At 71.6% G+C, this 26,465-nt stretch carries 24 protein-coding genes; 15 read left to right on the top strand and 9 right to left on the bottom strand.

Going from position 1 to position 26,465, the window contains the following annotated elements; genetic code table 11:
• Positions 1–367: 367 nt before the first annotated feature.
• Complete coding sequence (locus tag ACFWA7_RS13580) at positions 368–3,334, top strand: BTAD domain-containing putative transcriptional regulator (protein WP_385547055.1); 2,967 nt, start codon at positions 368–370, stop codon at positions 3,332–3,334.
• A gap of 305 nt (positions 3,335–3,639) precedes the next feature.
• On the top strand, positions 3,640–3,966 hold the full coding sequence (locus ACFWA7_RS13585; RefSeq protein WP_385547052.1) for a hypothetical protein: 327 nt from the start codon (positions 3,640–3,642) through the stop codon (positions 3,964–3,966).
• 382 nt (positions 3,967–4,348) lie between these two features.
• Here the strand turns inward: ACFWA7_RS13585 and ACFWA7_RS13590 are convergent, their stop codons facing one another.
• Positions 4,349–5,074 (bottom strand): helix-turn-helix domain-containing protein, encoded by a 726-nt coding sequence (locus ACFWA7_RS13590; RefSeq protein ID WP_385548726.1) that lies wholly within the window; start codon positions 5,072–5,074, stop codon positions 4,349–4,351.
• Between the two features lie 222 nt (positions 5,075–5,296).
• Between ACFWA7_RS13590 and ACFWA7_RS13595 the strand changes: the two genes are divergently transcribed.
• The 3 genes from ACFWA7_RS13595 to ACFWA7_RS13605 are packed head-to-tail and all read left to right on the top strand — an operon-like array spanning position 5,297 to position 7,756.
• Positions 5,297–5,965: a DUF4097 family beta strand repeat-containing protein gene (locus tag ACFWA7_RS13595; protein WP_385822916.1), complete on the top strand. Its 669-nt coding sequence runs from the start codon at positions 5,297–5,299 to the stop codon at positions 5,963–5,965.
• A 46-nt stretch (positions 5,966–6,011) separates the two neighbouring features.
• Positions 6,012–6,974, top strand: a complete 963-nt coding sequence (locus tag ACFWA7_RS13600) for an ATP-binding cassette domain-containing protein (protein WP_385822918.1) — start codon at positions 6,012–6,014, stop codon at positions 6,972–6,974.
• A complete protein-coding gene (locus ACFWA7_RS13605) occupies positions 6,971–7,756 on the top strand; it encodes an ABC transporter permease (RefSeq protein WP_385548735.1) in 786 nt (261 codons plus the stop codon). The genes ACFWA7_RS13600 and ACFWA7_RS13605 overlap by 4 nt, the downstream gene beginning before the upstream one ends.
• A gap of 249 nt (positions 7,757–8,005) precedes the next feature.
• Here the strand turns inward: ACFWA7_RS13605 and ACFWA7_RS13610 are convergent, their stop codons facing one another.
• On the bottom strand, positions 8,006–9,607 hold the full coding sequence (locus ACFWA7_RS13610) for a FadD3 family acyl-CoA ligase (protein WP_385822920.1): 1,602 nt from the start codon (positions 9,605–9,607) through the stop codon (positions 8,006–8,008).
• Between the two features lie 132 nt (positions 9,608–9,739).
• On the opposite strand from ACFWA7_RS13610, the gene ACFWA7_RS13615 reads away from it, so the two are divergent.
• Genes ACFWA7_RS13615 through ACFWA7_RS13625 form a run of 3 tightly spaced genes read left to right on the top strand, consistent with a single transcriptional unit; the run spans position 9,740 to position 12,094 of the window.
• Entirely contained in the window at positions 9,740–10,882 is a 1,143-nt protein-coding gene (locus ACFWA7_RS13615) for a lipid-transfer protein (protein ID WP_385548762.1), read from the top strand.
• 1 nt (position 10,883) lies between these two features.
• A complete protein-coding gene (locus ACFWA7_RS13620) occupies positions 10,884–11,327 on the top strand; it encodes a Zn-ribbon domain-containing OB-fold protein (RefSeq protein ID WP_385548741.1) in 444 nt (147 codons plus the stop codon).
• Entirely contained in the window at positions 11,324–12,094 is a 771-nt protein-coding gene (locus ACFWA7_RS13625) for an enoyl-CoA hydratase/isomerase family protein (RefSeq protein ID WP_385822922.1), read from the top strand. Before ACFWA7_RS13620 ends, ACFWA7_RS13625 begins: the two co-directional genes overlap by 4 nt.
• Positions 12,095–12,346: 252 nt before the next feature.
• Here ACFWA7_RS13625 and ACFWA7_RS13630 read toward each other — a convergent pair whose 3' ends face one another.
• Complete coding sequence (locus ACFWA7_RS13630; RefSeq protein WP_385548746.1) at positions 12,347–13,012, bottom strand: TetR/AcrR family transcriptional regulator; 666 nt, start codon at positions 13,010–13,012, stop codon at positions 12,347–12,349.
• A 172-nt stretch (positions 13,013–13,184) separates the two neighbouring features.
• On the opposite strand from ACFWA7_RS13630, the gene ACFWA7_RS13635 reads away from it, so the two are divergent.
• A complete protein-coding gene (locus tag ACFWA7_RS13635) occupies positions 13,185–13,757 on the top strand; it encodes an NADPH-dependent FMN reductase (protein ID WP_385548749.1) in 573 nt (190 codons plus the stop codon).
• A 12-nt stretch (positions 13,758–13,769) separates the two neighbouring features.
• Here the strand turns inward: ACFWA7_RS13635 and ACFWA7_RS13640 are convergent, their stop codons facing one another.
• The 3 genes from ACFWA7_RS13640 to ACFWA7_RS13650 all read right to left on the bottom strand — a co-directional run bounded on the left by ACFWA7_RS13640 (position 13,770) and on the right by ACFWA7_RS13650 (position 18,750).
• Positions 13,770–14,288, bottom strand: a complete 519-nt coding sequence (locus ACFWA7_RS13640) for a hypothetical protein (RefSeq protein ID WP_385822924.1) — start codon at positions 14,286–14,288, stop codon at positions 13,770–13,772.
• A gap of 1,164 nt (positions 14,289–15,452) precedes the next feature.
• Positions 15,453–17,792, bottom strand: coding sequence for a serine/threonine-protein kinase (locus ACFWA7_RS13645; RefSeq protein WP_385548755.1), 2,340 nt, complete (start codon positions 17,790–17,792; stop codon positions 15,453–15,455).
• Positions 17,793–17,973: 181 nt separating this feature from the next.
• A complete protein-coding gene (locus ACFWA7_RS13650) occupies positions 17,974–18,750 on the bottom strand; it encodes a VOC family protein (protein ID WP_385548757.1) in 777 nt (258 codons plus the stop codon).
• Positions 18,751–19,179: 429 nt separating this feature from the next.
• On the opposite strand from ACFWA7_RS13650, the gene ACFWA7_RS13655 reads away from it, so the two are divergent.
• Positions 19,180–19,827, top strand: a complete 648-nt coding sequence (locus ACFWA7_RS13655; RefSeq protein WP_101388803.1) for a TetR family transcriptional regulator — start codon at positions 19,180–19,182, stop codon at positions 19,825–19,827.
• A 162-nt stretch (positions 19,828–19,989) separates the two neighbouring features.
• On the opposite strand, the gene ACFWA7_RS13660 is transcribed toward ACFWA7_RS13655, so the two are convergent.
• From ACFWA7_RS13660 to ACFWA7_RS13670, 3 genes are all read right to left on the bottom strand, one after another.
• Positions 19,990–20,469 (bottom strand): nitroreductase family deazaflavin-dependent oxidoreductase, encoded by a 480-nt coding sequence (locus ACFWA7_RS13660; RefSeq protein WP_385822967.1) that lies wholly within the window; start codon positions 20,467–20,469, stop codon positions 19,990–19,992.
• A gap of 83 nt (positions 20,470–20,552) precedes the next feature.
• Positions 20,553–21,755, bottom strand: coding sequence for an acyl-CoA dehydrogenase family protein (locus ACFWA7_RS13665; protein ID WP_385822926.1), 1,203 nt, complete (start codon positions 21,753–21,755; stop codon positions 20,553–20,555).
• Between the two features lie 105 nt (positions 21,756–21,860).
• The gene (locus ACFWA7_RS13670; RefSeq protein WP_385822928.1) at positions 21,861–22,106 is read right to left on the bottom strand and encodes a hypothetical protein; all 246 of its coding nucleotides are present in this window, start codon (positions 22,104–22,106) and stop codon (positions 21,861–21,863) included.
• Between the two features lie 332 nt (positions 22,107–22,438).
• Here ACFWA7_RS13670 and ACFWA7_RS13675 point away from each other — a divergent pair, with 332 nt between their 5' ends.
• The 5 genes from ACFWA7_RS13675 to ACFWA7_RS13695 all read left to right on the top strand — a co-directional run bounded on the left by ACFWA7_RS13675 (position 22,439) and on the right by ACFWA7_RS13695 (position 26,462).
• On the top strand, positions 22,439–23,179 hold the full coding sequence (locus tag ACFWA7_RS13675; RefSeq protein ID WP_385822930.1) for an XRE family transcriptional regulator: 741 nt from the start codon (positions 22,439–22,441) through the stop codon (positions 23,177–23,179).
• A gap of 4 nt (positions 23,180–23,183) precedes the next feature.
• A complete protein-coding gene (locus tag ACFWA7_RS13680; RefSeq protein ID WP_385822932.1) occupies positions 23,184–23,654 on the top strand; it encodes an NUDIX domain-containing protein in 471 nt (156 codons plus the stop codon).
• 448 nt (positions 23,655–24,102) lie between these two features.
• Positions 24,103–24,234 carry a hypothetical protein gene (locus ACFWA7_RS13685; RefSeq protein ID WP_385822934.1) on the top strand — a complete coding sequence of 44 codons (132 nt, stop codon included), beginning with the start codon at positions 24,103–24,105 and terminating at the stop codon, positions 24,232–24,234.
• A gap of 70 nt (positions 24,235–24,304) precedes the next feature.
• Entirely contained in the window at positions 24,305–25,141 is an 837-nt protein-coding gene (locus tag ACFWA7_RS13690) for a protein kinase (RefSeq protein WP_385822937.1), read from the top strand.
• Between the two features lie 136 nt (positions 25,142–25,277).
• Positions 25,278–26,462, top strand: a complete 1,185-nt coding sequence (locus ACFWA7_RS13695) for an acetyl-CoA acetyltransferase (RefSeq protein WP_385542980.1) — start codon at positions 25,278–25,280, stop codon at positions 26,460–26,462.
• The last annotated feature ends 3 nt before the right edge of the window (positions 26,463–26,465 follow it).

The raw sequence follows: 26,465 nt of genomic DNA on the forward strand, positions 1-26,465 counted from the left end.
TCTTCATGGTCTCCATAGCTCTTCACCGTAGACCTGATCTGACGATCCGTCAGCTAGCTTTACAGGTGCGCTTCGGTCTCCTCGTTGCTCGAAGACGGCCATGGCCCCGGCGGATACCGCCGCCCCGCCACCCGCATACCGGTCACACCTCGGCCACTCATCCGTCACTCGTCGGCCATTCGCCCCTCGCTCCCCGCCCCTCGACGCCTGCCCGTCCCCCGGACAGGGTCGTGGACACGCACCGGCGACCTGTAACGAAAGTGTGCAGAGGCCCTGTGCGGAGCGTCACCCGTAGCTGACGCGCACGCCATGGACAGGGCAGACTGGCACGGGCATTACCAGCGCTACGGGGGCACAGGGGGTCGCTATGGACCGAAACGGCGAGCCGCGCATTCCGGAGCAGCGGGCTCCGGTCCTGGCAGCGGACGCCGGCCAGGCCGCGGACACCACCGGCCTGCGCTTCGGCGTGCTCGGACCCGTACGCGCGTGGCGCGGGCCCGACGCCCTGCCGTCCGGCTCGCCGCAGCAGCGCGCCCTGCTCGCCGCGCTGCTGCTGCGCGACGGCCGCACGGCCACCGCCGCCGAGCTGATCGACGCCATCTGGGGCGACGAGCCGCCCTCCCAGGCCCTGGCCGCGGTACGGACGTACGCCTCGCGGCTGCGCAAGGCCCTGGGGCCGGGAGTCCTGGTGAGCGACGCCGGCGGGTACGCCATCCGGCTCGCCTCCGGCGTCCTCGACCTCGCCACCGCCCAGGAGCTGGCCGCCGAGGCCGAGAAGGCGCGGGCCGCCGGCGACCAGGCCAGGGCGCGCGAGCTGCTCAGGACCACGCTCGCGCTCTGGGCCGGCGAGCCGCTCGCCGGGATCCCCGGCCCGCACGCGGACACCGAGCGGACCCGGCTCGTCGAGTGGCGCCTGCAGCTCACCGAGGCGCGGCTCGACATGGAGCTGGACGCCGGGTGCCACGCCGAGGCCGTCTCCGAACTGACCGCGCTCACCGCCGCGTACCCGCTGCGCGAGCGGCTGCGTGAGCTGTTGATGCTCGCGCTCTACCGCAGCGGGCGCCAGGCCGAGGCCCTCGCGGTGTACGCGGACACGCGCAGGCTGCTCGCCGACGAGCTCGGCGTCGACCCGCGCCCCGAGCTCTCCCGGCTCCAGCAGCGGATCCTGCGGGCCGACGAGGACCTGGCCCGGCCCGCCGAGGCTCCCGCAGCCCCGGCGCCCGTCCGGGCGGCCCAACTCCCCGCCTCCGTACCCGACTTCACCGGGCGTGCCTCCTTCGTCCAGGAGCTGTCGGCGCGGCTCGCCACCGCCGACACCACCGTGATGGCCGTCTCGGCGCTCGCCGGGATCGGCGGCGTGGGCAAGACGACGCTCGCCGTGCACGTCGCCCACACGGCCCGCCCGCACTTCCCCGACGGCCAGCTGTACGTGGACCTCCAGGGCACCGGGCCGCGCGCCTGCGAGCCGGAGGCGGTGCTCGGCGCGTTCCTGCGGGCGCTCGGCACCCCCGACGCGTCCATCCCCGACTCGCTGGAGGAGCGCGCGGCCCTGTTCCGCTCCACGCTCGACGGCCGCCGCGTCCTCGTCCTGCTCGACAACGCGCGCGACGCCGCACAGGTGCGCCCCCTGCTGCCCGGCACGGCGGGCTGCGCCGCGCTGGTCACCAGCCGCATCCGGATGCTGGACCTGGCCGGGGCGTATCTGGTCGACCTGGACGTGATGTCGCCGGAGGAGGCCCTCCAGCTCTTCACCAAGATCGTGGGCCAGGAGCGGGTGAGCGCGGAGCGCCAGTCGGCGCTCGACGTGGTGGCCGCCTGCGGCTTCCTGCCGCTCGCGATCCGTATCGCCGCCTCCCGGCTCGCCTCCCGCCGCACCTGGACCGTCTCGGTCCTCGCCGCCAAGCTCGCCGACGAGCGGCGCCGCCTGGACGAGCTGCAGGCGGGCGACCTCGCGGTCAAGGCCACCTTCGAACTCGGCTACGGCCAGCTGGAGCCCGCCCAGGCCCGCGCCTTCCGGCTGCTCGGCCTGCCCGACGGCTCGGACATCTCACTGGCCGCCGCCGCCGCCGTACTCGACCTGCCGCTCCAGGAGACCGAGGACCTGCTCGAATCCCTCGTCGACACCAGCCTGGTGGAGTCGGCGGCCCCCGGCCGCTACCGCTACCACGACCTCGTACGGCTCTACGCGCGTGCATGCGCCGAGCGCGACGAGGACCCGCCGTCCGAGCGGGCCCCGGCCATGTCGCGGCTGCTCGACTTCTATCTGGCCACGGCCGCCCGGGTGTACGCGATCGAGCGGCCCGGCGACCGGCTGGTGGAGCACCTGGCGCCGACCCAGTACCCGGGGCTGCCGTTCGCCGACGGGCACGCGGCGGTGGACTGGCTGTACGCGGAAGCCAACTGCCTGCTGTCGTGCGTCCACCAGTGCGCGGGCGACCCCGCGCTGCTGCGGCGCGCGGTGGACCTGCTGTGGGCGGCGAAGGACCTCGCCGAGTCGGGGGCCAACTCGCGGCAGTACGAGACCACCGCGGTCGCCGTCCGCGACGCCGGGCACGACAGGGGCGACGCGAGCGCCGAGGCGCGGGCCCGGCTCGCGCTCTCCACCGTGCTGCTCGTCTCCGGCCGCTTCGAGCAGGCCGACGAGGAGGCGCGGCTCTCCTCGCTGCTCGCCAACGAGGCCGGCGACCCGATGCCGGCCGGGGCCGCGCCCAACGACCGCGGGATCATCGCGTTCTACCAGAACCGCCACGCCGACGGCGAACGCTTCCTCCAGGAGGCGATAGACAACTACCGGGCCGACGGCAACCGGCCGGGCGAGGCGAGCGCGCTGTGCAATCTGGCGCGGATCCACGTGAACATGGGCCGTACGTCCAGCGCCGTCGAACTCGCCCAGCGCGGGCTCGACATCTTCAGCGAGATGGGCCTGGCCCTGCGGGTCGCCAACGGCCGCTTCGCACTGGGCATCGCCCTGACGCGGGCCGGCCGCCTGGACGATGCCCTCTCCCAACTGGGCCAGGCCCTCCAGGTCTTCCAGGACAACCGCCAGCGCCTGTGGGAGGGCACCACCCACTTCCGTATCGCCGAGGCCCACTTCGCGGCGCGGCGCCCGGCCCGGGCGGCCCAGCACGCGGAGCAGGCGCTGGCGCTGCGCTGCATCGGCGGCGAGTGGATGCGCGGCAACGTCCTCACCACGCTGGGCCGCGCCCTGGACCAGCTGGGCCAGGCCGACCGGGCCCGCGCGTGCTGGCGCGAGGCGCTGGCCATCTACGAGTCGACGGGCGCGGCGGAGGCCAAGGACGTACGGCAGTTGCTGAGCCCGATGGCGGCGGCGTAGCGAGGCGGCGCAGGGCGAATTTCCCCTGTTCACAGGGGTGTTCGTGGGGGCTTTTCCCGGGCGTGGAACCGTAGGTACCGAGGTGGCTGTCCAAGCTGTTGCCGACGCCGTTTAGCCATCGTTTATCGCCCCTCGGCACTCTCTTACTCAACGATCCGCCGTGTCGGGGGGCAGGCGGGTCGACGGTGGGCCTCCCCGCTAACGTGGACGGCCCTTGAAGTGCCCGTCCGGCGACCCTCGGGGGAGCCGCCGGGCGGGCACCGTTCACAGCACGACATGCAGCAAACTCAGGGGAGCTGAACACGATGAGTGACGGAAACAAGCCCGAGATCGGCGACATCACGACGCAGGAGAACCACGCGGGGAGCCCGGCCTCCGGAACGGGTACGGGCACGATCCGCCCGATGGAGAACCACGCGGGCCTGGCGGCCTCGCTCGGTGGCGACGCCAAGATCAAGCCCCTTGAGAACCACGCGGGCCTGATCGGCGGCGACGTGGTGAAGCCGCTGGAGAACCACGCCGGGGTGATCGGCACGGGCGGCCCGATCAAGCCCATGGAGAACCACGCGGGCCTGATCGGCAGGGACGTCCTCAAGCCCCAGGAGAACCACGCGGGTTCCGAAGAAGCCTGAGTACCACTGCTGGGCGGGGGCCGGCCGCGGCGACGCGGAGGGGGGGTTGTCGCGGCCGGCGACTTACGGGGGACCACGGGGGAAGTACGGGGGAACCACCGGGCCACGGGGGAACGGGGGAACGGGGGCACGGGGGCACGGGGGCACGGGGGAACGTCGGGGGCGCGCACTTGGGGGTGCGCGTCCCCGACGGGGGGGCACGGGGGAAGTACGGGGGCGCACGGGGGCGCACGGGGGAAGTTACGGGGGAACGGGGGAACGGGGGAAGTACGGGGGAAACCAAGCGCCCCGCGGCCGGACGTGCCGCGGGGCGCTTGGTTTTTGGCGTTTGGCGTTTGGTGTTTGGTGTTTGGTGTTTGCCGTTTCGGAGGACGGGGTCCGCTCAAGGCGAGGGCGTTTGGGCCTTCGTGTGGAGGACCTCCCGGGCCTGCTCCGCGGCGCGTATGAGGCTCTCGCCGACGAAGTCCAGGAAGCGGGCGATGTTCTCCAGGCGGACGGCGGCCGGGGTCTCGGGCCCGAGGACGCCCACGCCCTGCCGTGCGATCTCGACGATCTGGGCGTTGGACCGGACGCTGGCCATCATCGACTGGTACCAGATGTCGTCGTCGATGACGTAGCGCTCGCGGCGGCGTTCGTCGCGTTCCCGGCGGACCATGCCCTGGCTGTCGAGGAACGCGACCGCTTTGGAGACGGACGCCGGGCTGACCTGGAGGCGCTGGACCAGTTCGGACGCGGTGAGGCTGCCCGCGTCGGTGAGGGTGAGGCAGGCCATCACCCGGGACATCATCTTGGGCAGGCCCGAAGCCATCATGACGGTGGTGAGCGCCTCCTCGTACTCGCGCACCGCCTCGGCATCGCGCCCGTAGGCCTGCGCCGGCGCCTCCGGGTCCCGGGGCACGGATTGCGTACGCCGGTGGGCGCGGCGTTCGGTGGCGCGGTGGGCCAGGTCGGCGCGGTAGGCGGCGGGGCCGCCGTTGCGCATCACCTCACGCGTGACCGTCGAGGTGGGGCGGTCGAGCCGTCTGGCGATCTCCGCGTAGGCGAGCCCGTCGGCCAGTCCCAGCGCGATCTGCTGGCGTTCCTGCTGGGTGAGCCTGCCTCCCGGCATCGCGGTCTCCTTCGTGGTCCTTGATGGCGCGAGCATAGCGTTCACTCCCAATTCATTGCAACGTGCGGCACGGCCGTTGTTGCATTAGAGCCGAGACCATTGCAACGATTTTATAGCTCTGACCTGCATTGATGACAATTCTTCGCAACGAGCTTGTTGCCTGATTCATGAACGCAACGTAGCTTTTCGCTCATCGGAAACGACGAACCGAAGGAAAGAACAATGCAGAAGTTCCACACCACCGCCCCGATCGCCGCCGTCCTCGACATCCCCGCGGGACGCATCCGGTTCATCGCCGCCGACCGGGCCGACGCCACGGTCGAGGTCCTGCCCGCGAACGCCTCGAACGGCCGCGACGTGAAGGCGGCGGAGCAGATCACGGTCGGGTACGGCGACGGCGTCCTGCGGATCGAGGCCGCACCGGCGAAGAACCGGCTCCTCGGCAGCTCCGGATCCGTCGAGGTGACGGTCCAGCTGCCCACCGGCTCCCGTATCGAAGCGAAGGCCGCCGCCGCCGAGTTCCGGGGCGTCGGACGGCTCGGCGACGTCGTCATCGAGGGCGCGAGCGGCTCGCTCAAGCTCGACGAGGCCGCGAGCGCCCGCCTCGCCGTCCTCGACGGCGACGTCTCGGTCGGCCGCCTGGGCGGTCCGGCGGAAATCAACACCCAGCGGGGCAGCATCCACATCGCCGAGGCCGTGAGCGGCACGGTCACCCTGAGCACCCAGCAGGGCGACATCACGGTCGGCGCCGCCCGCGGAGTCTCCGCCTCCCTGGACGCCGGCACCGCGTACGGCCGGATCCAGAACGCGCTTCGGAACACCGGCGGCGCCGCCGGCCTGAACATCCACGCGACCACCGCCTACGGCGACATCGCCGCCCGCAGCCTCTGACCGCTCGCAGCCTCCAACCGCTCGCAGTCTCTGAAGGAGCCCCATCGTGACCAGCTTGGCCATCGCGGCGAACGGGCTGCGCAAGTCCTACGGCGACAAGGTCGTGCTCGACGGCGTCGACCTCGCCGTCCCCGAAGGAACGGTCTTCTCCCTGCTCGGCCCGAACGGCGCCGGCAAGACCACCGCCGTGAAGATCCTCTCCACCCTCATCTCCGCCGGCCCCGGCACCGGCGACATCCGCATCGGCGGCCACGACCCGGCCGCCGACCCCCAGGCGGTGCGCCGCGCGATCGGCGTCACCGGCCAGTTCTCCGCCGTGGACGGCCTGATCACCGGCGAGGAGAACATGCTCCTGATGGCGGACCTGCACCATCTGTCCAAGCGGGAGGGCCGCCGGGTCGCCGCCGAGTTGCTGGAGCGCTTCGACCTGGTGGAGGCGGCGAAGAAGCCCGCCTCCACCTACTCCGGCGGTATGAAGCGGCGTCTGGACATCGCCATGACGCTGGTCGGCGACCCGCGGATCATCTTCCTCGACGAGCCGACCACCGGCCTCGACCCCCGCTCCCGGCACAACATGTGGGGGATCATCCGCGAACTGGTCTCCGACGGCGTCACCGTCTTCCTCACCACCCAGTACCTGGACGAGGCCGACGAGCTCGCCGACCGCATCGCGGTACTGCACGACGGCGAGATCGCCGCCGAGGGGACGGCCGAGGAGCTGAAGCGGCTGATCCCCGGCGGGCATGTCCGGCTCCGCTTCACCGACCCGTCCGCGTACGGAAGCGCCGCCTCCGCTCTCGGCGAGGTCACCCGGGACGACGAGGCGCTGTCACTCCAGATCCCCGGCGACGGCAGCCAGCGCGAACTGCGCTCCCTCCTCGACCGGCTGCACTCGGCCGCCATCGAGGCGGACGAGCTGACCGTGCACACCCCCGACCTCGACGACGTGTTCTTCGCCCTGACCGGCAGCGCCAAGGTCCCCAACCAGCCCAAGGAGACCGTCCGATGAGCTCCCTGTCCCTCGCCGTCCGCGACTCGAAGACGATGCTGCGCCGCAACCTGCTGCACGCGCGCCGCTACCCGTCCCTCACCCTGAACCTGCTGCTCACCCCGGTCATGCTCCTGCTGCTCTTCGTCTACATCTTCGGAGACGTGATGAGCACGGGCATCGGCGGCACCGACCGCTCCGACTACATCGCCTACATCGTCCCGGGCATCCTGATGATGACCATCGGCGGCACCGTGATCGGGGCGGCGGTGTCCGTCGCCACCGACATGAACGAGGGCATCATCGCCCGCTTCCGTACGCTGGCGATCCACCGCGGTTCCGTCCTCATCGGGCACGTCGTCGGCAGCGTGCTGCAGTGCATCGCCAGCGTGGTCCTCGTCGGCGCCGTCGCCGTGGCCATCGGCTTCCGGTCCACGAACGCCACGGCCCTGGAGTGGCTGGCCGCGTTCGGACTGCTCGTGCTCTTCGCCCTGGCGCTCACCTGGATCGCCGTCGGCATGGGCATGGCCAGCCCGAACGCCGAGGCCGCCGCCAACAGCGCGCAGCCGCTGATCCTCCTGCCCCTCATCTCCAGCGCCTTCATCCCGGCCGACACGATGCCGGGCTGGTTCCGGCCGATCGCCGAGTACCAGCCGTTCACCCCCGCCATCGAAACCCTGCGCGGCCTCCTGCTCGGCACCGGGATCGGCAACAACGGCTGGCTGGCGGTCGCCTGGTGCGTGGGCCTCGCGGTGCTGGGCTACTTCTGGTCGACGGCGAAGTTCAACGGCGAGGCGAAGTAACGGCGAGGGCATGCAGAAACGGTCACGTCGGGGGCCCGGGGCGCAGCCCCGAAGCGAGGGCGCAGGGGCCACAGGCCCCGCCCTTCAGGGGCGCGGGGAACTGCGCGACCAGCCACAGCCGACCCGCAGACGAAGAGGGGCCCGGGGCGCAGCCCCGAAGCGGGGCGCGGGGGCCGCAGGCGCCGCCACGGGGTCCGGGGGCGCAGCCCCCGGGAAACCACCTCAACCACCCACCCACCCCCGGAGGGTTCAGGCAACGGGTGGGGTGGGGGAAAACTCCCGAAGCACCCCCTTCACCACCTTCCCCCCCGCATTCCGCGGCAACTCCCCCAAGAACCACACCTCCCGCGGCACCTTGAAGTTCGCCATCTCCCGCCGCGCCCACGCGATCAGCTCGTCCGCCGTCAGGGCGGCCCCGGCGCGCCGCACCACGAACGCCCGCCCCACCTCCCCCAGCCGCCCGTCCGGGACCCCCACCACCGCCACGTCCGCGACCTCGGGATGCAGACCGAGCACCTGCTCGATCTCGGCGGGGTACGCGTTGAACCCCCCGACGATGAACATGTCCTTGATCCGGTCGGTGATCCGCAGGTTGCCCGCCGCGTCCAGGACCCCCACGTCCCCCGTACGCAGCCACCCGTCCCCCGTGATCGCCCGCGCCGTCCCCGCCTCGTCCTCGAAGTACCCGCGCATCACGTTGAACCCGCGCACCAGCACCTCCCCCGGCTCGCCCGGCGCCGCCAGGACCCGTACCTCCGTACCGGGTATCGCCCGCCCGGACGTGGACGCGATCACCTCCGCCGGGTCGCCGCGGCGGCACATCGTGACGATGCCGCTCGCCTCGGACAGCCCGTACGCGGTGAGCACCGTCCCGATCCCCAGCTCCGTCCGCAGCCGCTCGACGAGCCGCAGCGGGACGACCGCCGCGCCGGTCACCACGAGCCGCAGCGCGGTCAGGTCGTGGGCGGTGCGCGCCGGGTGGTCGAGGAGGGACTGGTGGAGCGTGGGCGGGCCCGGCAGTACGGAGATGCGCTCGGCGGCGATGTTCGCCAGGACCGTCTCGACGTCGAACACCGGCTGCGGCACCATCGTCGCGCCCCGCATCAGACAGGCGATGATCCCCGCCTTGTACCCGAAGGTGTGGAAGAACGGGTTCACGATCAGATAGCGGTCGCCCTCGCGCAGGCCCGCCAGCTCGCTCCAGATGTCGTAGGCCCGCAGCGTCTGCGCGTGCGTGATCACCGCACCCTTGGGTCGGCCCGTCGTGCCGGAGGTGAAGACGATGTCCGAGGGGGCGGAGGGAGCCACCGAGTCCGCCCGCCCTCGCACGTCCGCCGCCGGAACGCCTTCCCCTCCCGCCAGGAAGTCCTTCCAGGTCCAGAAGTCGTCCGGCGCGTCCTCCGCCAGGACCACCACCTGTTCCAGATGGGGCAGTCCGGGCAGGGGCCCCGCGCCCTCGCCCTCGGCGGCGGCACGCCGCAAGGTGGCAACGTACGACGTGCCCAGGAACGTTCCCGTGATGAACAGCAGCTTCGCCCGGCTGCGTTGGAGTACGTACGTCGCCTCCGCCCCCTTGAACCGCGTGTTCAGCGGGACGAGCACCGCCCCGGCCGTGACCGCGCCGAGCGCGGAGACGATCCAGTCCAGGGTGTTGGGCGCCCACACCGCGACCCGGTCGCCGCTCTCGACCCCGGCCGCCATACAGGCCGCCGCCGCCCGTTCGACCCGCTCGCCCAGCTCCGCGTACGAGACGCGGGCGCGGCCCTCGGCGACGGCCTCGCGCTGCCCGTACCGCTCGGCCGCGGCCCGTACGAGCTCGGGGACGGAGCCCCACTCCAGGTCTCCCCGCATGGCAAACCCTCCCACCCGCAACAGCGGTCGACACGGTAGCTGACTACCCGTCAGATTAGCTGTACCCTTCCTCGCTGTCAGCAGCAATTCAGCGGCAATGGCGCACGGCGATCGCGGAGGTGGCGGGTGTCGATGCTCAAGGACGCGACGGCAATCGCGGGCATAGGCCAGACGGAGTTCGCCCGCCGGCTCGGCGACTCCGAGAAGAAGTTGGCCTGCCGGGCCATCCTCGCCGCGCTCGACGACGCCGGGATCTCCCCCTCCGAGGTGGACGGCTTCGCCTCGTACACGATGGAGGAGACCGACGAGGTGGAGGTCGCCAAGTCCATCGGCGCCGGCGACGTCACCTTCTTCGGCAAGGTCGGCTTCGGCGGCGGAGGTTCGTGCGCCACCGTCGCCCATCTCGCCGCCGCCGTCGCCACCGGCCAGGCGAACGTGGGGGTCGCCTGGCGCTCCCGCAAGCGCGGCAGCGGACCCCGCCCGTGGACGAACACGGCGGTCCAACTGCCCACCCCCGCCCAGTGGACGCGCCCCTTCGGGCTGCTGCGGCCCGCCGACGAGATCGGCATGCTGGCGCGGCGCTATATGCACGAGTACGGCGCCACCCGCGACCACCTCTTCAACGTCGCCCTCGCCTGCCGCAACCGCGCCAACCAGAACCCGGCCGCGATCATGTACGAGCGGCCGCTGACCCGCGACATGTATATGACCTCGCGCTGGATCAGCGAGCCGCTCTGCCTCTTCGACAACTGCCTGGAGACGGACGGCGCGCTCGCGTGCGTGATCGTCTCCGCCGAGCGCGCCCGCGACTGCCGCCACCGGCCGGTGTACGTGCACTCCGCCGCCCAGGGCCTGCCGGCCCAGCACCACGGCATGGTCAACTACTGGAACGACGACCCGCTGACCGGCCCCGCCTGGACCGCCGCCCGCCACCTGTGGAAACAGGCCGACTTCGGCCCCCAGGACATCGACGTCGCCCAGATCTACGACGCGTTCACCCCGCTCGTGCCGCTCTCCCTGGAGGGCTACGGCTTCTGCGGCCGGGGCGAGGGCGCCGCCTTCACCGAGGGCGGCGCACTGGAGATCGGCGGCCGGCTGCCGCTCAACACGGGCGGCGGCGGCCTGAGCGAGGCGTACGTACACGGCTTCAACCTCATCAACGAGGGTGTGAAGCAACTGCGCGGCACCTCCACGGCGCAGGTTCCCGACGCCGCGACCTGCCTGGTCACGGCGGGCGAGGGCGTGCCCACGTCCGCGATTCTGCTGAGGAGTTGAGATGCCGGCACCGGTGACCGACGACGACGGCGCCCCGTTCTGGGAGTACGCCGCCCGAGGCGAACTGCGCGTCCAGGCCTGCGCCGCCCCCGACTGCGGACGGCTGCGGTTCCCGCCCCGGCCGTGCTGCCCGCACTGCCACTCCTTCGACAGCGAGTGGCGCCGGATGTCCGGGCGCGGCCGCATCTGGTCGTATGTGTTCCCCCACCCCCCGCTCCTGCCCGAGTACGCGGCCCAGGCCCCCTACAACGCGGTGGTCGTCGAACTCGTCGAGGACCCGCTGATCCGCCTGGTCGGCAATGTGGTCGCCGAGCCGGACGCGCCGCTGGACTCGGTGGCGCCGCAGCGGCTACGGATCGGGGCGCGAGTACAGGTCGCGTTCACGCGGATGTCCACCGAGGCAGACGGCATGACCGTCCCCCGCTGGCTCCTGGAACGCGCATGACGCTGGAGGTCGTACGGGACGAGAAGACGGGCGTGGCGGTCGTCACGCTGAACCGCCCGCACAAACACAACGCGATCGACCTCGACACGGCGGCCGAACTGTCCGCCGCCTGGCGCGGGTTCCGCTACGACGACACCGTACGGGCGATCGTGCTGACCGGGGCGGGCGAGAAGGCGTTCTGCACGGGCATCGACCGCGCGGCGCGGGTGCCGCAGCCGTCGTCCCCGTACTCGGTCGACGACCCCCTCCTCACGATCGGCCCGAAGGCGAACGACCTGTGGAAGCCGGTGATCGCGGCGGTGCGCGGGATGGCGTGCGGCGGGGCGTTCTATCTGCTGGGCGAGGCGGAGTTCGTGATCGCCGCCGAGGACGCCACGTTCTTCGACCCGCACACGACGTACGGAATGGTCAGCGCGTACGAGTCCGCCTACCTGGCCACCCGCATGCCCCCCGGGGAGGCGGCCCGGCTCGCCCTGATGGGCACGGCGGAACGGCTCTCGGCGCGCAGGGGGTACGAGACGGGCCTGGTCAGCGAGGTGACGGCGGCAGGCGATGAGGTGGCGGCGGCGCTGCGCTGCGCGGAAGTCCTGTCCTCCTACCCCACGGAGGCGATCCAGGGCACGGTCCGCGCCCTCTGGACGACCCGAGCCCCCACTCTCGCCCAGTCGTTCGCCCAGGCCCCGCAGCTGATCGCGCTGGGGAACCTTCCGCCGGAACGGCAGGCGGAGTTGTTCGGGGGGAGGGGTGGAGGGTTCAGGGTGAGGTGATCCGTCTGCGGGTGAGTGGGGGCTGCTCGCGCAGTTCCCCGCACCCCTTTTTCGCCCGGCGTTCCTCTGCGGACCGTGGTGAGTTGCTCGCGCAGTTCCCCGCGCCCCTGGATGCGCCCCTTCGGGGCGCCCAGGGGATGCCGCGCAGCGGCATTCAAGGGGCGCGGGGCTGTGACATCGTGCGGCTCCGCCGCGATGGGGGTCCGCCGCGATGGGGATCCCCCTGTTCGAGCGGAGCCCCCGCCGGAGGCGCTACCCGCTCCCCACCCCGTACCGCGCCAGGAACACATCCACCCCCGCCACCACCAGCGCCTCCACGTCGTCGTGGGACGGGGCGTACTCGGGGTCGAAGGTCTTCGCCAGTTGCGGGATCGCGATCGTCGCGCCGACCAGCTGCTTCACCGCCAGCTCGGGATCCGGCACGGCCAGCTCGCCGCGCCGCGTGAGCTCGGTGAACGCCTCGACCAGCGGCGCGTTCATCGCCGCGTAGCTGCGCCGGAACCACAGCCGCCCCAGCTGCGGGAAGCGGTCGACCTCCCCGATCACCAGCCGCCGCAGCCGCACGATCCGCTCGTCGAGCTGGATCAGCGTCCATTCGAGCTGCACCTCGATCAGCGCCGAGCGCAGGTCGACGGCCCGGGTGAGCGCGGTGCCGTGCGGCTCCAGCTCCTCGTACGCCCCGTTCAGCACCGAGCCGATGACCGCGAGGAACAGCCGCTCCTTGCTGCCGAAGTGCTTGTACACCGTCGGCTTGGACACCCCCGCGCGCGAGGCGATCGCATCGACCGACACCGCGCTGTACCCCCCGGCCAGGAACTCGGCCAGGGCCGCCTCCTCTATGGCCCGCCGCTTCACCTGGGAGACGCTCACGGCCTCCGGGATCACCGGAATTCCGTACGCGTCCACGTCCTCGCTCATCACTCTCGCCTCCGTCGCCGCCTCCACCTGTCCGCCTCAGTATGCCCTGACTGAACCGTGCAGAAGACTAAACCACACGGTGTAGTTGCATGACTGAACTGAACGGTTTAGTGTCATCGCATCGCCGCAGGGGCAACACCCGCCTCGGGGCGCACACTTGGGAGGGAAACCAATGAGCGACTTCAAGATCCTCGGCATCTCGGGCAGCCTGCGCGCCGACTCGCACAACAGCGCCCTGCTGCGGGCCGCCCAGAAGTTCCAGCCCGGCGGCCTGGACATCGAGATCTACGAGGGCCTGCGCGACATCCCTCCGTACGACCTGGACCTGGACACCCCCGAGAACCGCCCGGCGGTCGTCGCCGACCTGCGCCGCCGCATCAGCGAGGCCGACGGCGTACTGATCGCGACGCCCGAGTTCAACTACTCGATCCCGGGCACGCTGAAGAACGCCATCGACTGGGTCAGCACCGACTGGACCAAGCAGGAGGGCCTGCCGCTGCGGCACAAGCCGATCGCGATCATGGGCGCGGCGCCGACCAACTTCGGCACCGTCCGGGCGCAGTTGGCGCTGCGTCAGGTGTTCGTCTGGACCGAGAGCGACGTCGTGATCAAGCCGGAGGTCCAGGTCTTCCGTGCGCACGAGCGGTTCGACGAGAACGCCAACCTGGTCGACGACATGACCGTGTCCCTGCTGCGCGACCTGCTGACCGCGCTCAAGGGCAAGGCGGAGAAGAACCGGGGGTGACGCCGGCGGGCGTCAGCTCCACTCCATGACCCGCACCACGCGGCAGTCCTTGACCTTCGCGATCCGCGACGGCAGCGCCATCGGCACCTTCACGCTCTCCGCCGCCCCCGCACCGAGGGTGACGAAGGCGGAGCCCGTGTCGACCGTCTCGTCGGCCGCGCCGAGGAAGGCGACCTCCAGGCGGTAGCGGTGGCTGCCGCTCGCCAGCGGGTCGCCGGTGACCCGTACGGTCGCGGAAGTGACCGCCGGGCGCTTGGCCTTGGCGGGCGAGACGCAGGTGACGACGGTCCCCGTGGCGGTGGCCGAGGGGGACGGCGTCGGGCTCGGGGTGTACGACCCGGAGCCGGAGCTTGAGCCGGACCCTCCGGTGCTGTCGTAGTCGTCGTCGTGGCGGTACCCCGAACCGCCGTTGCTCTTGTGGGAGTTGGAGCAGCCGCCTCCACCGCCACTGCTCTTTCCGTGGCCGTGGCCGTGCCCGGAGAACCCGGTCAGTGCCAGCACCACTCCGGCCAGTACGGCCGTGAACCTCATCCGTCGACGGAACACGTGCCCTACCCCCGTAATGAAGCCTGCCGAAGACCGCCGACACCGTAACAGGAGGGGCGGGCGGGGTTTCGGCCTGCCCGGGGCGGGGTTCGGCGCGGAGTCCTTCGGTCCGCGGGGTCCGGCTCTTGGGTGATTCCGGGCGGAAACCGCGCGCATGGCCCGTCTCGGCCCGGACAAATGGCTCGGGTCGGGCCGCATCGGTGTGCGGGGCGGCGTACGGCGCCGCAAGGACTGCCACACGATCTCCTCGGCGTCCACGTCGTACTCCCACAGCCCCGCTGGCAGGGGGGCGGGGTGGGGGGTAGCGTCTTGAGCGAGAGCCGGGGTGGCTCTCCGTCCGGCGCGCTTGTGCCCGGACCCGTGTCATCCCGCGCTCGTGAACGACGGCCGCCGTTCCAGCCCCTTCCGTGCCGGGTGCGACGGCCGTCCCGGGGTGGTTTTCCCCCCACCCCGCCCGTTCCCTGAAGCCCTGGGCGGGCGGCCGGGTGGCGGGCTGAGGCGGTCTCCCGGGGGCTACGCCCCCGAACCCCGTTGCGGGGCCTGCGGCCCCTGCACCCCGCTCACGGGGTCTGCGCGCCGGACCCCTTGTCCGTCTGCGGGCTGTGGGTGGCTGGTCGCGCCCACGCGGCGGAGCCGCACATGTCACAGCCCCGCGCCCCTGAAGGGGCGGAGCTTCGCTCCCCGCCCCCGCTCCTCAAAGCCGGAGGCCTGCATACGCGGGCCCCGTTCCACGCACGCCCGAGGGGCTGAAATATGGCCGGGCCCCGTTCGGCTTTCAGGGGGCGCGGGGGCTGAAATATGGCCGGGCCCCGTTCTGCTTTCAGGGGGCGCGGGGAACTGAAATGTGGCCGGGCCCCGTTCTGCTTTCAGGGGGCGCGGGGAACTGAAATGTGGCCGGGCCCCGTTCTGCCTGCCTTCAGGGGCGCGAGGAACTGCGCGACCAACCACAGCCCACCCGCAGACAAACACCGGGCCCAAAAGGGGCGCGAGGAACTGCGCGACCAGCCCCCACCGAACCCGCGGACGAACCCCGCACCCCCGAAGGAACCCGCGGGGAACTGCGCGACCACCCCCACCGAACCCCGCAGACAAACCCCGCCCCCACCCCACCGCCCCGCAGACCGACACGGAACCCGGGGCGAAGCCGAATCACCTATGCGCCCCCGACGTCGCCGTCCCCTTCACCGCATCCAGCGCGTACACGCAGCGATCCTTGCTGCACGCGTACACCACCCCGTTCCGCGCCACCGGCGAGCCCGTGATTTCCCCGCCCGTGGCGAGCTTCCAGCGGAGTTGGCCCCCCGCCGCGTCCAGGGTGTAGAGGCAGTGGTCGGCCGAGCCGAAGTGGATGCGGCCGTCGGCCACCACCGGTGCGCCCACGACCTCCGCGCCCGCCGCGAAGCGCCACTTGGGGGTGGAGGTGACCGCGTCCAGGGTGTACAGCGCGTTGCCGCTGCCCACGTGGATGTTGCCGTCCGCCACCAGCACCGGCTCGATGGACTGGCGGGACTCGGTCGCGATGCGCCAGCGGTCCTTGCCGGTGGCCGCGTCCAGCGCGTACACCGTGCCGAGGTAGTCCGCCAGGTACACCCCGCCGCCCGCGACCGCCGGGCCCGGCGCGAAGGCCGGCGGGCAGAGGAAGACCGCCGGGGCCTCGAAGTGCCAGCGGACGTGGCCGCTGGCGATGTCGATCGAGAGGACGCGCGTGCCCGCCGAGACGTAGACGTAGCCGTCCGGTGCCGGGGCGAGGCGGACCGGGACTCCGCCGCACGACGCCGCGTCGCCCACCGGGTACGACCAGCGCTCGACGCCCGTACGCGCGTCGAGGGCGCGCAACCGCGCGTCCTGCCACACGTACACCGTGCCCTCGTGGATCACGGGGCCGGCCTCGGGGGTCTCGAAGTCGCTCTGGGCGCCGGTGATCTCCCACAGCTTCTCGCCGTTCGCTGCCTCCCAGGCCTGCACCCCGCCGCCCCGGGTCGCGGTGACGATCGTGCCCCGGTCCGCCTTGAGGGCGTAGACCCAGGCGTCGGTCGGCAGGCGCCACAGCTCGCGGCCGTCCGTCGCGTCCAGCGCGTACAGCGTCGGACCGTCGGAGGCGTGGATCCGGCCCGCCTCCACGGCCATCGCCCACGCCACGTCCCGCGTCTTGAACTGGCGCCGGCCGCTGCCCACGTCCAGCGCGTGCACCTCGAAGGAGGTGACGTAGAGCAGATCGCCCGCCACCGCAGGGGTGCCCCACACGTCGTTCGACATGCGGAAACGCCAGGGCCGCCAGCGGCCGGGCGGCTCGGGCGAGCGGGCCGGGGCCGGGACGGGCGGCGCGGCGGCGGCCGGAGCCCCGTTCGCCGGGGGCCGGTCCGGTCTGCCCAGGGGGCCGCCGGCCGGGACTCTGACCCACCCCGTGGCGGGGCTGGCCTCGGAAACCGCCTGCGCCCCGTCCATGACCCGGGGCCCGGGGCCGATCGGCACCTTCGCCCCGGCCAGCCGCACGGGCCCGTCCGGCACGGCCTCGGGCAGCGAGGGCTGGTACGGCGGCTGGTAGGGCGGGCGCGGCGGCGGCGAGGGGTCCACGGGCTGCGCGACCGGCTTGGCCCGGCCGCCGCCCCGGCGCTGCTCGATCATCGCCACCGAGCGGTCGGGCAGCCATGCCGACGCGGTGCCGCTGTCGTCGGAGCCGCCGAAGAGGTGCGGGGCGAGCTGCGACTGGAGGTCCTCGGGCGAGGGCCGCAGCCCGGCCTCCATCTTCATGCAGGACTCGATGAGCGGCCGCAGCTCGTCCGGCAGTCCGGTCACGTCCGGGCCCTCGCGCAGCAGCATGAAGACGGTCTCGACCGGGTTGGCGCCATGGAAGGGGGCGTGGCCGGTCGCCGCGAAGACCAGCGTCGAGCCGAGCGAGAACACATCGCTGGCGCCGGTCACGCTGCGCGAGTCCTTCGCCTGCTCGGGCGACATGTACGCGGGCGTGCCCACGGCCACGTTCGTCATGGTCAGGCGCGTGTTGGAGACGCCGGACGCGATACCGAAGTCGATCACCCGGGGGCCGTCCTCGACCACCAGGACGTTGGACGGCTTGAGGTCGCGGTGGACCAGGCCCGCCCCGTGGATGGACTGCAGCGCCTCGGCGATGCCGGCCGCGAGCCAGCGCACCGCCTGGGCCGGGAGCGGCCCGCACTCGTTCACTATTTCCTCTAGCGAGGGCGCCGGTACGTACGCGGTGGCCAGCCACGGCACTGCCGCGCGCGGGTCGGCGTCGACCACGGCCGCCGTGTAGAAGCCGCTGACGGCCCGGGCCGCCTCCACCTCGCGGGTGAAGCGCACCCGGAACAGCTGGTCCTCGGCGAGTTCTGTACGCACCGTCTTGATCGCCACGCGGCGGCCGGACGCCGAGCGCGCCAGATAGACCAGCCCCATGCCGCCGGCACCGAGCCGTCCCAGCACCTCAAAGGGGCCGATCCGCCTCGGGTCGTGCTGCGTCAGCTGCTCCACTTGCCTGCCACCTCCCCGTACGGGCCTTAAGTATCAACGCGTCGCAACAAGGCCCCGTGCAGCGTCTCACGCGGCACCCCGATTCTTCCTGCCGGAGGCGCCCGGTGGCCAACCCAAGCACGGATCGGGATGTCTCATCCCGATCCGGACATCCCCCGCCCGTTCCGCCTGGAGGGGCGGGTCAGTCCTTCTGGAGGATGGCGAAGCTCGCCCCCTGGTCGTCGGCGAGGACGGCCATCCGTCCGTGGGCCATGTCGAACGGCACGGTGGTGACCCGGCCGCCCAGGTTGGCGCAGGCCGCGGCCGTGGCGTCGCAGTCCCCCACCGCGAAGTACACCAGGAAGTGGTCGGGCATCTCGGCCGGGAAGGTGTCCCCCAGGAGGCTGCGGCCGCCGAAGGCCGTGTCGGGGCCGGGCTCGGAGCCCGCGGGTGACCAAGTGCGGAAGTCGTCGTCCGTGCCGTCCAGGTCCCGGCCCTCGAAGCCGAAGACCGCCTCGTAGAAGCGGTCGGCCTGGGCCGCGTCCCGGGTGTACACCTCGGTCCAGCAGAAGGAGCCCGGCTCGCCGCTCTTCTCGAACCCCGTGTGCTGAGCGGCCTGCCAGAGGCCGAAGACCGCGCCGCCGGGGTCGGCGGCGACCGCCATCGTCCCGTACGGAGGAACCTCCATCGGGTCCCTCACCAGCTGGCCGCCCGCCGCCCTGATCCGCACGGCGAGGCCCGCGGCGTCGGGGGTCGCGAAGTAGACGCCCCAGGCGGTCGGCATCCGGCCGTCCCTCTTGGGGACGAGGGCGGCGACGCGCTTTCCCCCGCTGAAGGCGTTGGTGTAGTACCCGTACCGCTCCTCGGCGTCGTCGTCGAAGGTCCAGCCCATCAGTGCGCCGTAGAACCGCTTGCCCGCCGCGAGGTCGGACAGCGTCGCGTCGGCCCAGCACGGCGCGCCTTCCGGAAATCCGCCCATGCGCCTGGTTCCTTCCTGGAGTGGCCCCGCCCGGGGTGCCGCTACGCGGTGAAGCTAACGGCCCCGGCCGCTCCCCGCAGCGCCATAAATAGAACAAATGATCCGCTTTGCCTCCACTGTAGGCGCCCGCGCCCTTTTCCCGCACGGGTTGTCCACAGAGTGTGTCCACAGGCTGTTGATAACACCATTCGAGTGGCGGACGGGCGCTCGACATCCGGTCCGCGCCGGGTCCGCGCCGGGTCCGGGCCGGGTCCGCGCCGGGTCCGGGCCGGGTCCGCGCCGGGTCCGGTGGCGGGGCGCCCGGCCGCCGCGCGGCACCGGGACGCGGGAGGGCCCCGCTCCCCGCCCGCGCCCCGCCGCCGTCAACCCCCGGCCCCCATTTGCAGTCGGCCGAATCGCGCTCCGATCACCCCTCGGTAAGCTGACGGCATGACAGGACAAGTACGCACCGTCGACGGCCGCGTGGCCGGCCGACGCGGCCAGGCGACGCGGCAGAAGCTGCTCGACTGCCTCAGCGAGATGCTCAGCTCCTCGCCGTACCGGGACGTAAAAGTCATCGACGTGGCCCGGAAGGCAGGCACTTCACCCGCGACCTTCTACCAGTACTTCCCGGACGTCGAGGGCGCCGTCCTGGAGATCGCGGAGGAAATGGCCAAGGAGGGCGCGGCGTTGACCGCGCTCGTCGAAGGCCGCTCCTGGGTCGGCAAGGCCGGCTGGCAGACAGCGGAGGAACTGGTCGAGGGATTCCTCGACTTCTGGCGCAAGAACGACGCGATCCTCCGTGTGGTGGACCTGGGCGCGGCCGAGGGCGACAAGCGGTTCTACAAGATCCGCATGAAGATCCTCAACTCCGTGAACAACTCCCTTACGGACGCGGTGAAGGAGCTCCAGTCGAAGGGCAAGGTCGACAAGGACGTGAGCCCGGCGGCGATGGCGGGCTCTATCGTCGCGATGCTCGCGGCGGTCGCCTCGCACCAGAAGGGCTTCCAGACCTGGGGCGTCAAACAGGCCGAGCTGAAGCCGAACCTGGCACTGCTCGTACATCTGGGCATTACCGGCAAGAAGCCGACGAAGTAGACGAAGTGGACGAGCAGACGAGGCGCAAGACATAGAAGAAGCAGACGGATCCGCCGAAGTGCCGGTGGCCGTTTCCGGTGTACGTGCCGGGGCGGGCGCCCTCGCGCCGACGCGGCGATTGCCGGGGCACGCGCCCTCAAGTCCTGTCACGCCGGCGGCGGTTCATCGAGGTGAACCGCCGCCGGCGTTCCCGTGCCCGGCCTCCCTCCGCTCCAGCCGGAAGAGCCGTATCTCGCGCTCGACGCGGGCCTGGTACGCGGCGTACGGCGGCCAGAACGCCAGCGCCGCCCGCCAGGCCACGGCCCGCTCCTCCTCCGCGAGCAGCCGCGCCCGGACCGGCAGGTCCCGCCCCTTCCAGCTGATCTCGGCGTCCGGATGCGCCAGCAGATTGCCGGTCCAGGCGGGGTGGCCGGGGCGGCCGAAGTTGGACCCGACGAGCAGCCACGTACCGGCGTCCTCCGGCATACAGGCGAGCGGGGTCCGGCGCGCGAGCCCCGACTTCGCACCGCGCGCGGTGAGCACGACCCCGGGCAGCATCCGCGCGCTCGGCAGCACCCTGCCCCGGGTGAGCCGGTGCACGGCCCGGTCCAGGGCGGGGACGACATGGGGAGCCACCTTCGCGAACGCGCGCGTGGAGGACACCTTCTGGACGAGGCGGACGCCGCGCGGGGTGCGGGTCGGCTTACCGGTCCGTTTGCCGGTCCGTTTGCCGGTCGGCTTGCCGGTCACCGTACGACCGGCTGCGCGCGCGTGGCGGCAGTCTCCGGCATACGGGGCGGTCCGAACAGCCCCGCCCGGTCGGCGGCACGGGCCCGCAGCAGCGGTACGGGGCCGAAGAGCAGCTCGTCCGACGAGGCCCGCTTGAAGTACAGGTGGGCCTCGTGCTCCCAGGTGAACCCGATGCCGCCGTGCAGCTGGATCGCCTCGGCGGCGGCGCTCCGCAGCGCCTCCAGGGCCTGCGCGAGAGCGAGCCCGCCGGCGTCCGGGTCCCAGGCCGCGTAGTAGGCGGCGGAGCGGGCGGCCTGCACCTGTACGTAACGGTCCGCGAGGCGGTGCTTCACGGCCTGGAAGGACCCGATGGGCCGCCCGAACTGCTCGCGCTCCTTCACGTACGCGACGGTCCGCTCCAGCACGTGCGCGGCGGCGCCGACGGCTTCGGCGGCGAGGGCGGCGGCGGCCGTGCGGCCGGTGGCGGCGAGGGCGGGGACGGGTTCGGCGTCCGCCATCAACTCACCGACCACCTCCCTGAGTTGAACTTTCCCCTGACTGCGGGTCTCGTCGAGGGTGGTCTGCCGGGCCCGGTGCAGCCCGTCGGCGTCTCCTCGCACGAGGAAGAGCCGGACGCGGCTGCGGGTGAAGCCGCCGGTGTGGGCGGCGACGAGGAGGAGGTCGGCGCGGTGGCCGTCGAGGACCTGGGCGGCCTCGCCGTACAGCCGCCACTCGCCGTCGGCCTGCCGGGCCTGGACGCCCCCGGCGCGCCCGCCGCCCGCCCAGGCGCCGTCGGCGTTGTCACCGGTCAGACCGAGCGCCAGGGCGAGGGCGGTGCCCGCGACGGCGAGGGTCGCGGTGAGCTCGCCGCGCGCCAGTCGCGGGAGGTACGCGTGCTTCTGCGGCTCGGTCCCGAGGGCGAGGAGGAGAGGTGCGGCGAGGGCGGCGGTGGCGAGGAGCGGGGACGGCAGGAGGGCGCGTCCGGTCTCCTCGCAGGCGAGGGCGAGCTCGGCGGGCCCGCAGCCGACCCCGCCGTACGCCTCGGGGAGCGCGAGCCCCGGAAGCCCCAGCTCCTTGGCGAGCTGCCGCCACAGGGGCTGGTCGTACCCCTCGGCGGTCCGTACGGCGGCCTTGACCTCGTCGGGGCCGCAGCGCCTGGTGAGCAGGGTGTGCAGGGTGCGGCGGATCTCGTGCTGCTCTGGGGTGAAGTCGGCGTCCATGAGCGGCTTTCCTCCCGGGGGGCGGGGGCGCGGGGGCGCGACGCGGCCAATCTGACGGTACATCAGTTTGCCCTGCCTCACCCCTTCCCGAAGTCCCAAAGCTGGTCAGCCGAATGCGTCGGCGGGTAGTACGGGTGTCGCGCTGTGTCGTGCGAGCGGCAGCGCCTCGCACAGCTTCACCGCAGAGCCCATGCGCAGTGCGCCAAGCTCGACGTACGCGCACCCCGATCCCGTCACCAGCCCCCGAACTCGCGCCGCTTCCGCCTCGGGCACACCCACACGCACAAGAGCGGCCCGCAACAGATCGGCCACGTGATCAGCTTCCGCCCACGCACGCTTGTACACGTCCATGGGGATCACTGCGCCGCCTCATCGCCGCACTCAAAGTGCCTGTACAGCAAGACAGCTGGCCCATCACCCGCACGCTGGAAGCGGCGCGCGGGCACCAGCGGCCTGAACTTCTCACCGCATTCGGAGCACCGGCTCTTGGCGGGTGGGTACGTGCTGTACTCGTCCTTGATGTGTGTGCCAGCGGCCATATTCGTCGTCCCCTCGCGTCTTGGTGTGGTGATCCTCTCGCCGGTCGCCAGGACGGAGGAACCTCGTACGTTTCCCACTTCGGGACGTCCCGGTCCGGGTAGAACGTCCCTGGCAGTGTCCACGAGTTGGGGGAGCGACCGGCCATGTCGAATGAGCACCTACGGGCTGTCATGGCGTCTGGAGGATGGACGCACGGAAGCTTGGCCCAGGCTGCGGGAGTCGATCCCAAATCCGTCGAACGGTGGGTCAGTCTCGGCCGAACACCACGGCGGGCAACGGCGCTCAAAGCCGCCGAGACGCTGGGGGAAGACGTGCACGCTCTTTGGCCCTCGCTGAGGCAGGCACGTTCCGCACGAGCCGTCAGCCCGGAACTCGTGGCACTGTACGACCAGCGGGCGGACTTGCCGGTGTCCGTGTACGTGGATCTCCTTGCGGCAGCACGGGAGCAGATCGACGTGTTGGTGTACGCCGCCGTGTTCCTTCACGAGGCCTACCCCCGACTGACCGACTTGCTCGGAGAGCGTGCAGCCGAAGGGTGCTCAGTGCGGATCGCCCTGGGCGACGCCGACAGTACAAACGTTCAACAGCGCGGCCACGAAGAGAAATTCGGCCACGGCATCGAGAGCCGCTGCCGTCTGGCACTCATTCACTACCGGCCCTTGCTGGAGGTACCCGGCATCGAGCTGCGGACCCACGCGACTACGCTCTACAACAGCGTGTACCGCGCTGACGACCAGGTGCTGGTCAACGCCCACGTATGGGGCGTGAACGCCTATGGTGCGCCCGTGTGGCATCTCCGGCGCAACAGCAGCCGAGGCATGTTCGACACCTACGCGGAGAGCTTCAACGCCGTATGGAAGATGGCCCGACCCGTGGAAGGGTGACCGCATGGCACGGACCGAGTACTACGACGACCCGAACGCACCGCAGCCCAACAGCCTGGTCGTTGCTGCCTCGGCCGTCGTCACGGACGACCGGGGGCGCGTCCTCCTCCAGCGGCGCCGGGACAACGACTTGTGGGCGCTTCCCGGTGGAGCCATGGACCTGGGGGAGTCGCTGCCCGGTACGGCTGTCCGGGAGGTCAGGGAAGAGACGGGCCTGGACGTGGAGATTACGGGGTTGGTCGGCACGTACACGGACCCACGGCACATCATCGCGTACAGCGACGGAGAGGTCCGCCGGCAGTTCGCTGTCGTCTTCACGGCCCGCGTGGTCGGGGGGAAACTCGCCATGTCGGACGAGTCGACGGAGTTGCGCTACGTCTCCCCCGGTGACTTCGACATGCTGCCCATGCACCACACGCAGCGGCTACGGCTCACGCACTACCTGGAGCACCAGGATCGGCCGTATCTCGGCTGAGCCACCAAGGTTCCCTACTTGGCCTGCGGGACGGAGTGAGTCCTTCGTATGGTTCATCCCCCCCGGGGGCACGGGGAACTGCGCGGAAGCCTGCCGGTCAGTTGAGCTGCACAAGCCGATGCGCGGTTGCGGCTCCCCGTCTCAGAAGTAGTCCCAAGGCTCCCCTGCGTCTCGTAGGAACATCCGGGCCTTCCCCTGTGCCTGGACAAGTCGTGGGGGTGTTCTGGGCCCCGGCGTGCCATCAGTCACGGACGGTGGCGCCGACCGGGGCCCGGATGTGCAGCGCCCCCACCCTGACCCAGCCCCGGACTCCGCCCCTGCCGAGTCCGACCCACCCGTTTGCCCAGGGGCTCCGGCAGGGGCGGGCACGACGCCCGCACCGAGCGGGTCAGCAAGTGCACGACGGTTGGGGGCAGCCCCCAGCCGGACACCATGAGGAGACACGAAAGTGACACTCAGGGAAGCACTGAAGCGCAAGGCCACCTTCTGTGGCGGCAACGGCGACGACGGCGGCGACGGCGGCGATCCCAACCCGCCGACGGGCGACTCGGACGACGGGCGCGACTACCACAGCCGCTAGTAGTCTCCCCTGATCTGAGGGGCCGATCTCTGCCCGGGGGGTCGGCCCCTGCCATTGAGAGGACTGGTCGATGACCGGCAACGGGCCATTCGAGATTCCTGATCATGTCCAGGGTGCCGTAACGCCCCTGTCCCAGACGCTCGTTACCAACCGGCGTGGCTCCACGGTGTGGGATGTGCGGACGCCCACCGGTCGCGCCGCGGTCAAACTGGGCTACCCCAGCCAGACACACTCATGGACGGCGTTGGCGCCTGCCCGTGAAGCCACCATTCTTCGGCAACTGATTGACCCCGAAGAGGTTCTGTTCGGGGAATGGGAGAAGGGCACATGGAGCGCTCAGCCATGGCAAGAGGGCCAGTCCCTCTATGCCCTGTGGGAGCCCCACCGGCAGGCGAACGGGCCGGCGGCCCCCAGCATCGGCGAGGCGCTGTCGTGTGCCGCCGCATTGGCCAACCTGCACGAACGTGGCTGGGTGCATGGCGACGTGCAGCCTAACCATCTCGTCATCGGACCTGCCAGGACCGCTCTCATCGACCTGGGGCTGGCGCAGGGTGGTGAGATCCCCGAGATCTACGACTTCGAGTACCGAGGCTGCCTGGTCCACTACGAGGCCCCGGAGATCTCACAGAGTGTCTTGGCGAGCGGCACGGCTGTGCCCACGAAAGAGGCGGACGTATACGCACTGGGCGCTTCGTTGTTCATCTCCGCCACCGGCCGCAGGCACGTCCCCTACCCGGACGACGCCGATCGGAAGGACCAGCGGCAAGCCATCGTGGACAAGCCCCATCGGCTGATCAACCTACCGGGCACCTTGGGCACGGTGGTGAAGGAGATGATGCGCCGCTATCCGGCCGACCGACCCACGATTCAGGAAGTCTGCGAGAACCTGGACCTGGCGGCAGCGTAGGAGCCACGGCCGCCGCGTGGGCGCGACCAGCCCCACCCATCCGCAGGCAAATCCCGCCCCCACCAACCAAGCCGTCCGGCGAGGACTTTCGGGAAGGGGCGGGGTGGGGATTCAAAACTGATGTACCGTCAGATTCATGGCAGCAGCCCACACGCGCTCCCACCCCCGCCGCGTCGCCATCGTCGGCGCAGCCCTCTCCGACACCGGCCGCGTCGACGACGCGACCCCGTACGCCCTGCACGCCCAAGCCGCCCGCAGGGCACTCGCGGACTCCGGGCTCGACCGGAGCGTCGTCGACGGGTTCGGCTCGGCAGGGCTCGGTACGCTCGCGCCGGTCGAAGTCGCCGAGTACCTGGGGCTGAAGCCGGCCTGGGTCGACTCGACCGGCGTCGGCGGCGCCACCTGGGAGGTCATGGCCGCCCACGCCGTGGACGCGATCGCCGCCGGGCACGCCGACGCCGTACTCCTCGTCTACGGCTCGACCGCCCGCGCCGACATCAAAGCCGGGCGAAGGACATCGAATCTATCGTTCGGCGGGCGTGGACCCCTGCAATTCGAAGTTCCTTACGGCCACACCCTCATTTCGAAGTACGCGATGGCCGCACGCCGCCATATGCACCAGTACGGCACCACCGTCGAGCAGCTCGCCGAGATCGCCGTGCAGGCGCGCGCCAACGCCGCGACCAACCCCGACGCGATGTTCCGCGACCCCATCACCGTCGACGACGTCCTGTCCGGGCCGGTGATCGCCGACCCGTTCACCAAGCTGCACTGCTGCATCCGCTCGGACGGCGGCTGCGCGGTGCTGCTCGCGGCGGAGGAGTACGTGCCCGACACCGCCAAGGACCCCGTCTGGGTGCTGGGTTCGGGCATGGCCGTCTCCCACACCACGATGTCCGAGTGGGACGACTTCACCGTCTCCCCGGCCGCCGTCTCGGGCCGCATCGCCTTCGAGCGGGCCGGAGTGCGCCCCTGTGACATCGACCTCGCGGAGATCTACGACGCCTTCACGTACATGACCCTCGTGACTCTCGAAGATCTTGGGTTCTGCGCGAAGGGGGAAGGGGGCGCCTTCGTCGGGAAGGGGCGACTACTGAGGGACGGAGCGCTGCCCGTCAACACCGACGGCGGCGGCCTCTCCGCCTGCCATCCCGGCATGCGAGGGCTGTTCCTCATCGTCGAGGCCGTACGGCAGCTGCGCGGCGAGGCGGGCCCGGGCCAGGTGCGCAGACCCGGCGGCAGCCTCCCCGGGCTCGCCGTCGCCTCGGGCACGGGCGGCTGGTTCTGCTCGTCGGGAACGCTGATCCTGGGGCGTGAGTGAGCC

It is taken from the genome of Streptomyces sp. NPDC059994 (assembly GCF_042737755.1).
Taxonomy (GTDB): Bacteria; Actinomycetota; Actinomycetes; order Streptomycetales; family Streptomycetaceae; genus Streptomyces.

What these genes read in the sequence shown, in the direction of transcription:
- ACFWA7_RS13635 (WP_385548749.1), top strand. Translation starts at nt 13,185, where the DNA reads ATGAGCGACTTCAAGATCCTCGGCATCTCGGGCAGCCTGCGCGCCGAC.
- ACFWA7_RS13620 (WP_385548741.1), top strand. Translation starts at nt 10,884, where the DNA reads ATGCCGGCACCGGTGACCGACGACGACGGCGCCCCGTTCTGGGAGTAC.
- ACFWA7_RS13625 (WP_385822922.1), top strand. Translation starts at nt 11,324, where the DNA reads ATGACGCTGGAGGTCGTACGGGACGAGAAGACGGGCGTGGCGGTCGTC.
- ACFWA7_RS13590 (WP_385548726.1), bottom strand. Translation starts at nt 5,074, where the DNA reads ATGCCGGGAGGCAGGCTCACCCAGCAGGAACGCCAGCAGATCGCGCTG.
- ACFWA7_RS13605 (WP_385548735.1), top strand. Translation starts at nt 6,971, where the DNA reads ATGAGCTCCCTGTCCCTCGCCGTCCGCGACTCGAAGACGATGCTGCGC.
- ACFWA7_RS13655 (WP_101388803.1), top strand. Translation starts at nt 19,180, where the DNA reads ATGACAGGACAAGTACGCACCGTCGACGGCCGCGTGGCCGGCCGACGC.
- ACFWA7_RS13665 (WP_385822926.1), bottom strand. Translation starts at nt 21,755, where the DNA reads ATGGACGCCGACTTCACCCCAGAGCAGCACGAGATCCGCCGCACCCTG.
- ACFWA7_RS13690 (WP_385822937.1), top strand. Translation starts at nt 24,305, where the DNA reads ATGACCGGCAACGGGCCATTCGAGATTCCTGATCATGTCCAGGGTGCC.
- ACFWA7_RS13675 (WP_385822930.1), top strand. Translation starts at nt 22,439, where the DNA reads ATGTCGAATGAGCACCTACGGGCTGTCATGGCGTCTGGAGGATGGACG.
- ACFWA7_RS13670 (WP_385822928.1), bottom strand. Translation starts at nt 22,106, where the DNA reads ATGGACGTGTACAAGCGTGCGTGGGCGGAAGCTGATCACGTGGCCGAT.
- ACFWA7_RS13585 (WP_385547052.1), top strand. Translation starts at nt 3,640, where the DNA reads ATGAGTGACGGAAACAAGCCCGAGATCGGCGACATCACGACGCAGGAG.
- ACFWA7_RS13580 (WP_385547055.1), top strand. Translation starts at nt 368, where the DNA reads ATGGACCGAAACGGCGAGCCGCGCATTCCGGAGCAGCGGGCTCCGGTC.
- ACFWA7_RS13615 (WP_385548762.1), top strand. Translation starts at nt 9,740, where the DNA reads ATGCTCAAGGACGCGACGGCAATCGCGGGCATAGGCCAGACGGAGTTC.
- ACFWA7_RS13630 (WP_385548746.1), bottom strand. Translation starts at nt 13,012, where the DNA reads ATGAGCGAGGACGTGGACGCGTACGGAATTCCGGTGATCCCGGAGGCC.
- ACFWA7_RS13650 (WP_385548757.1), bottom strand. Translation starts at nt 18,750, where the DNA reads ATGGGCGGATTTCCGGAAGGCGCGCCGTGCTGGGCCGACGCGACGCTG.
- ACFWA7_RS13610 (WP_385822920.1), bottom strand. Translation starts at nt 9,607, where the DNA reads ATGCGGGGAGACCTGGAGTGGGGCTCCGTCCCCGAGCTCGTACGGGCC.
- ACFWA7_RS13640 (WP_385822924.1), bottom strand. Translation starts at nt 14,288, where the DNA reads ATGAGGTTCACGGCCGTACTGGCCGGAGTGGTGCTGGCACTGACCGGG.
- ACFWA7_RS13595 (WP_385822916.1), top strand. Translation starts at nt 5,297, where the DNA reads ATGCAGAAGTTCCACACCACCGCCCCGATCGCCGCCGTCCTCGACATC.
- ACFWA7_RS13695 (WP_385542980.1), top strand. Translation starts at nt 25,278, where the DNA reads ATGGCAGCAGCCCACACGCGCTCCCACCCCCGCCGCGTCGCCATCGTC.
- ACFWA7_RS13680 (WP_385822932.1), top strand. Translation starts at nt 23,184, where the DNA reads ATGGCACGGACCGAGTACTACGACGACCCGAACGCACCGCAGCCCAAC.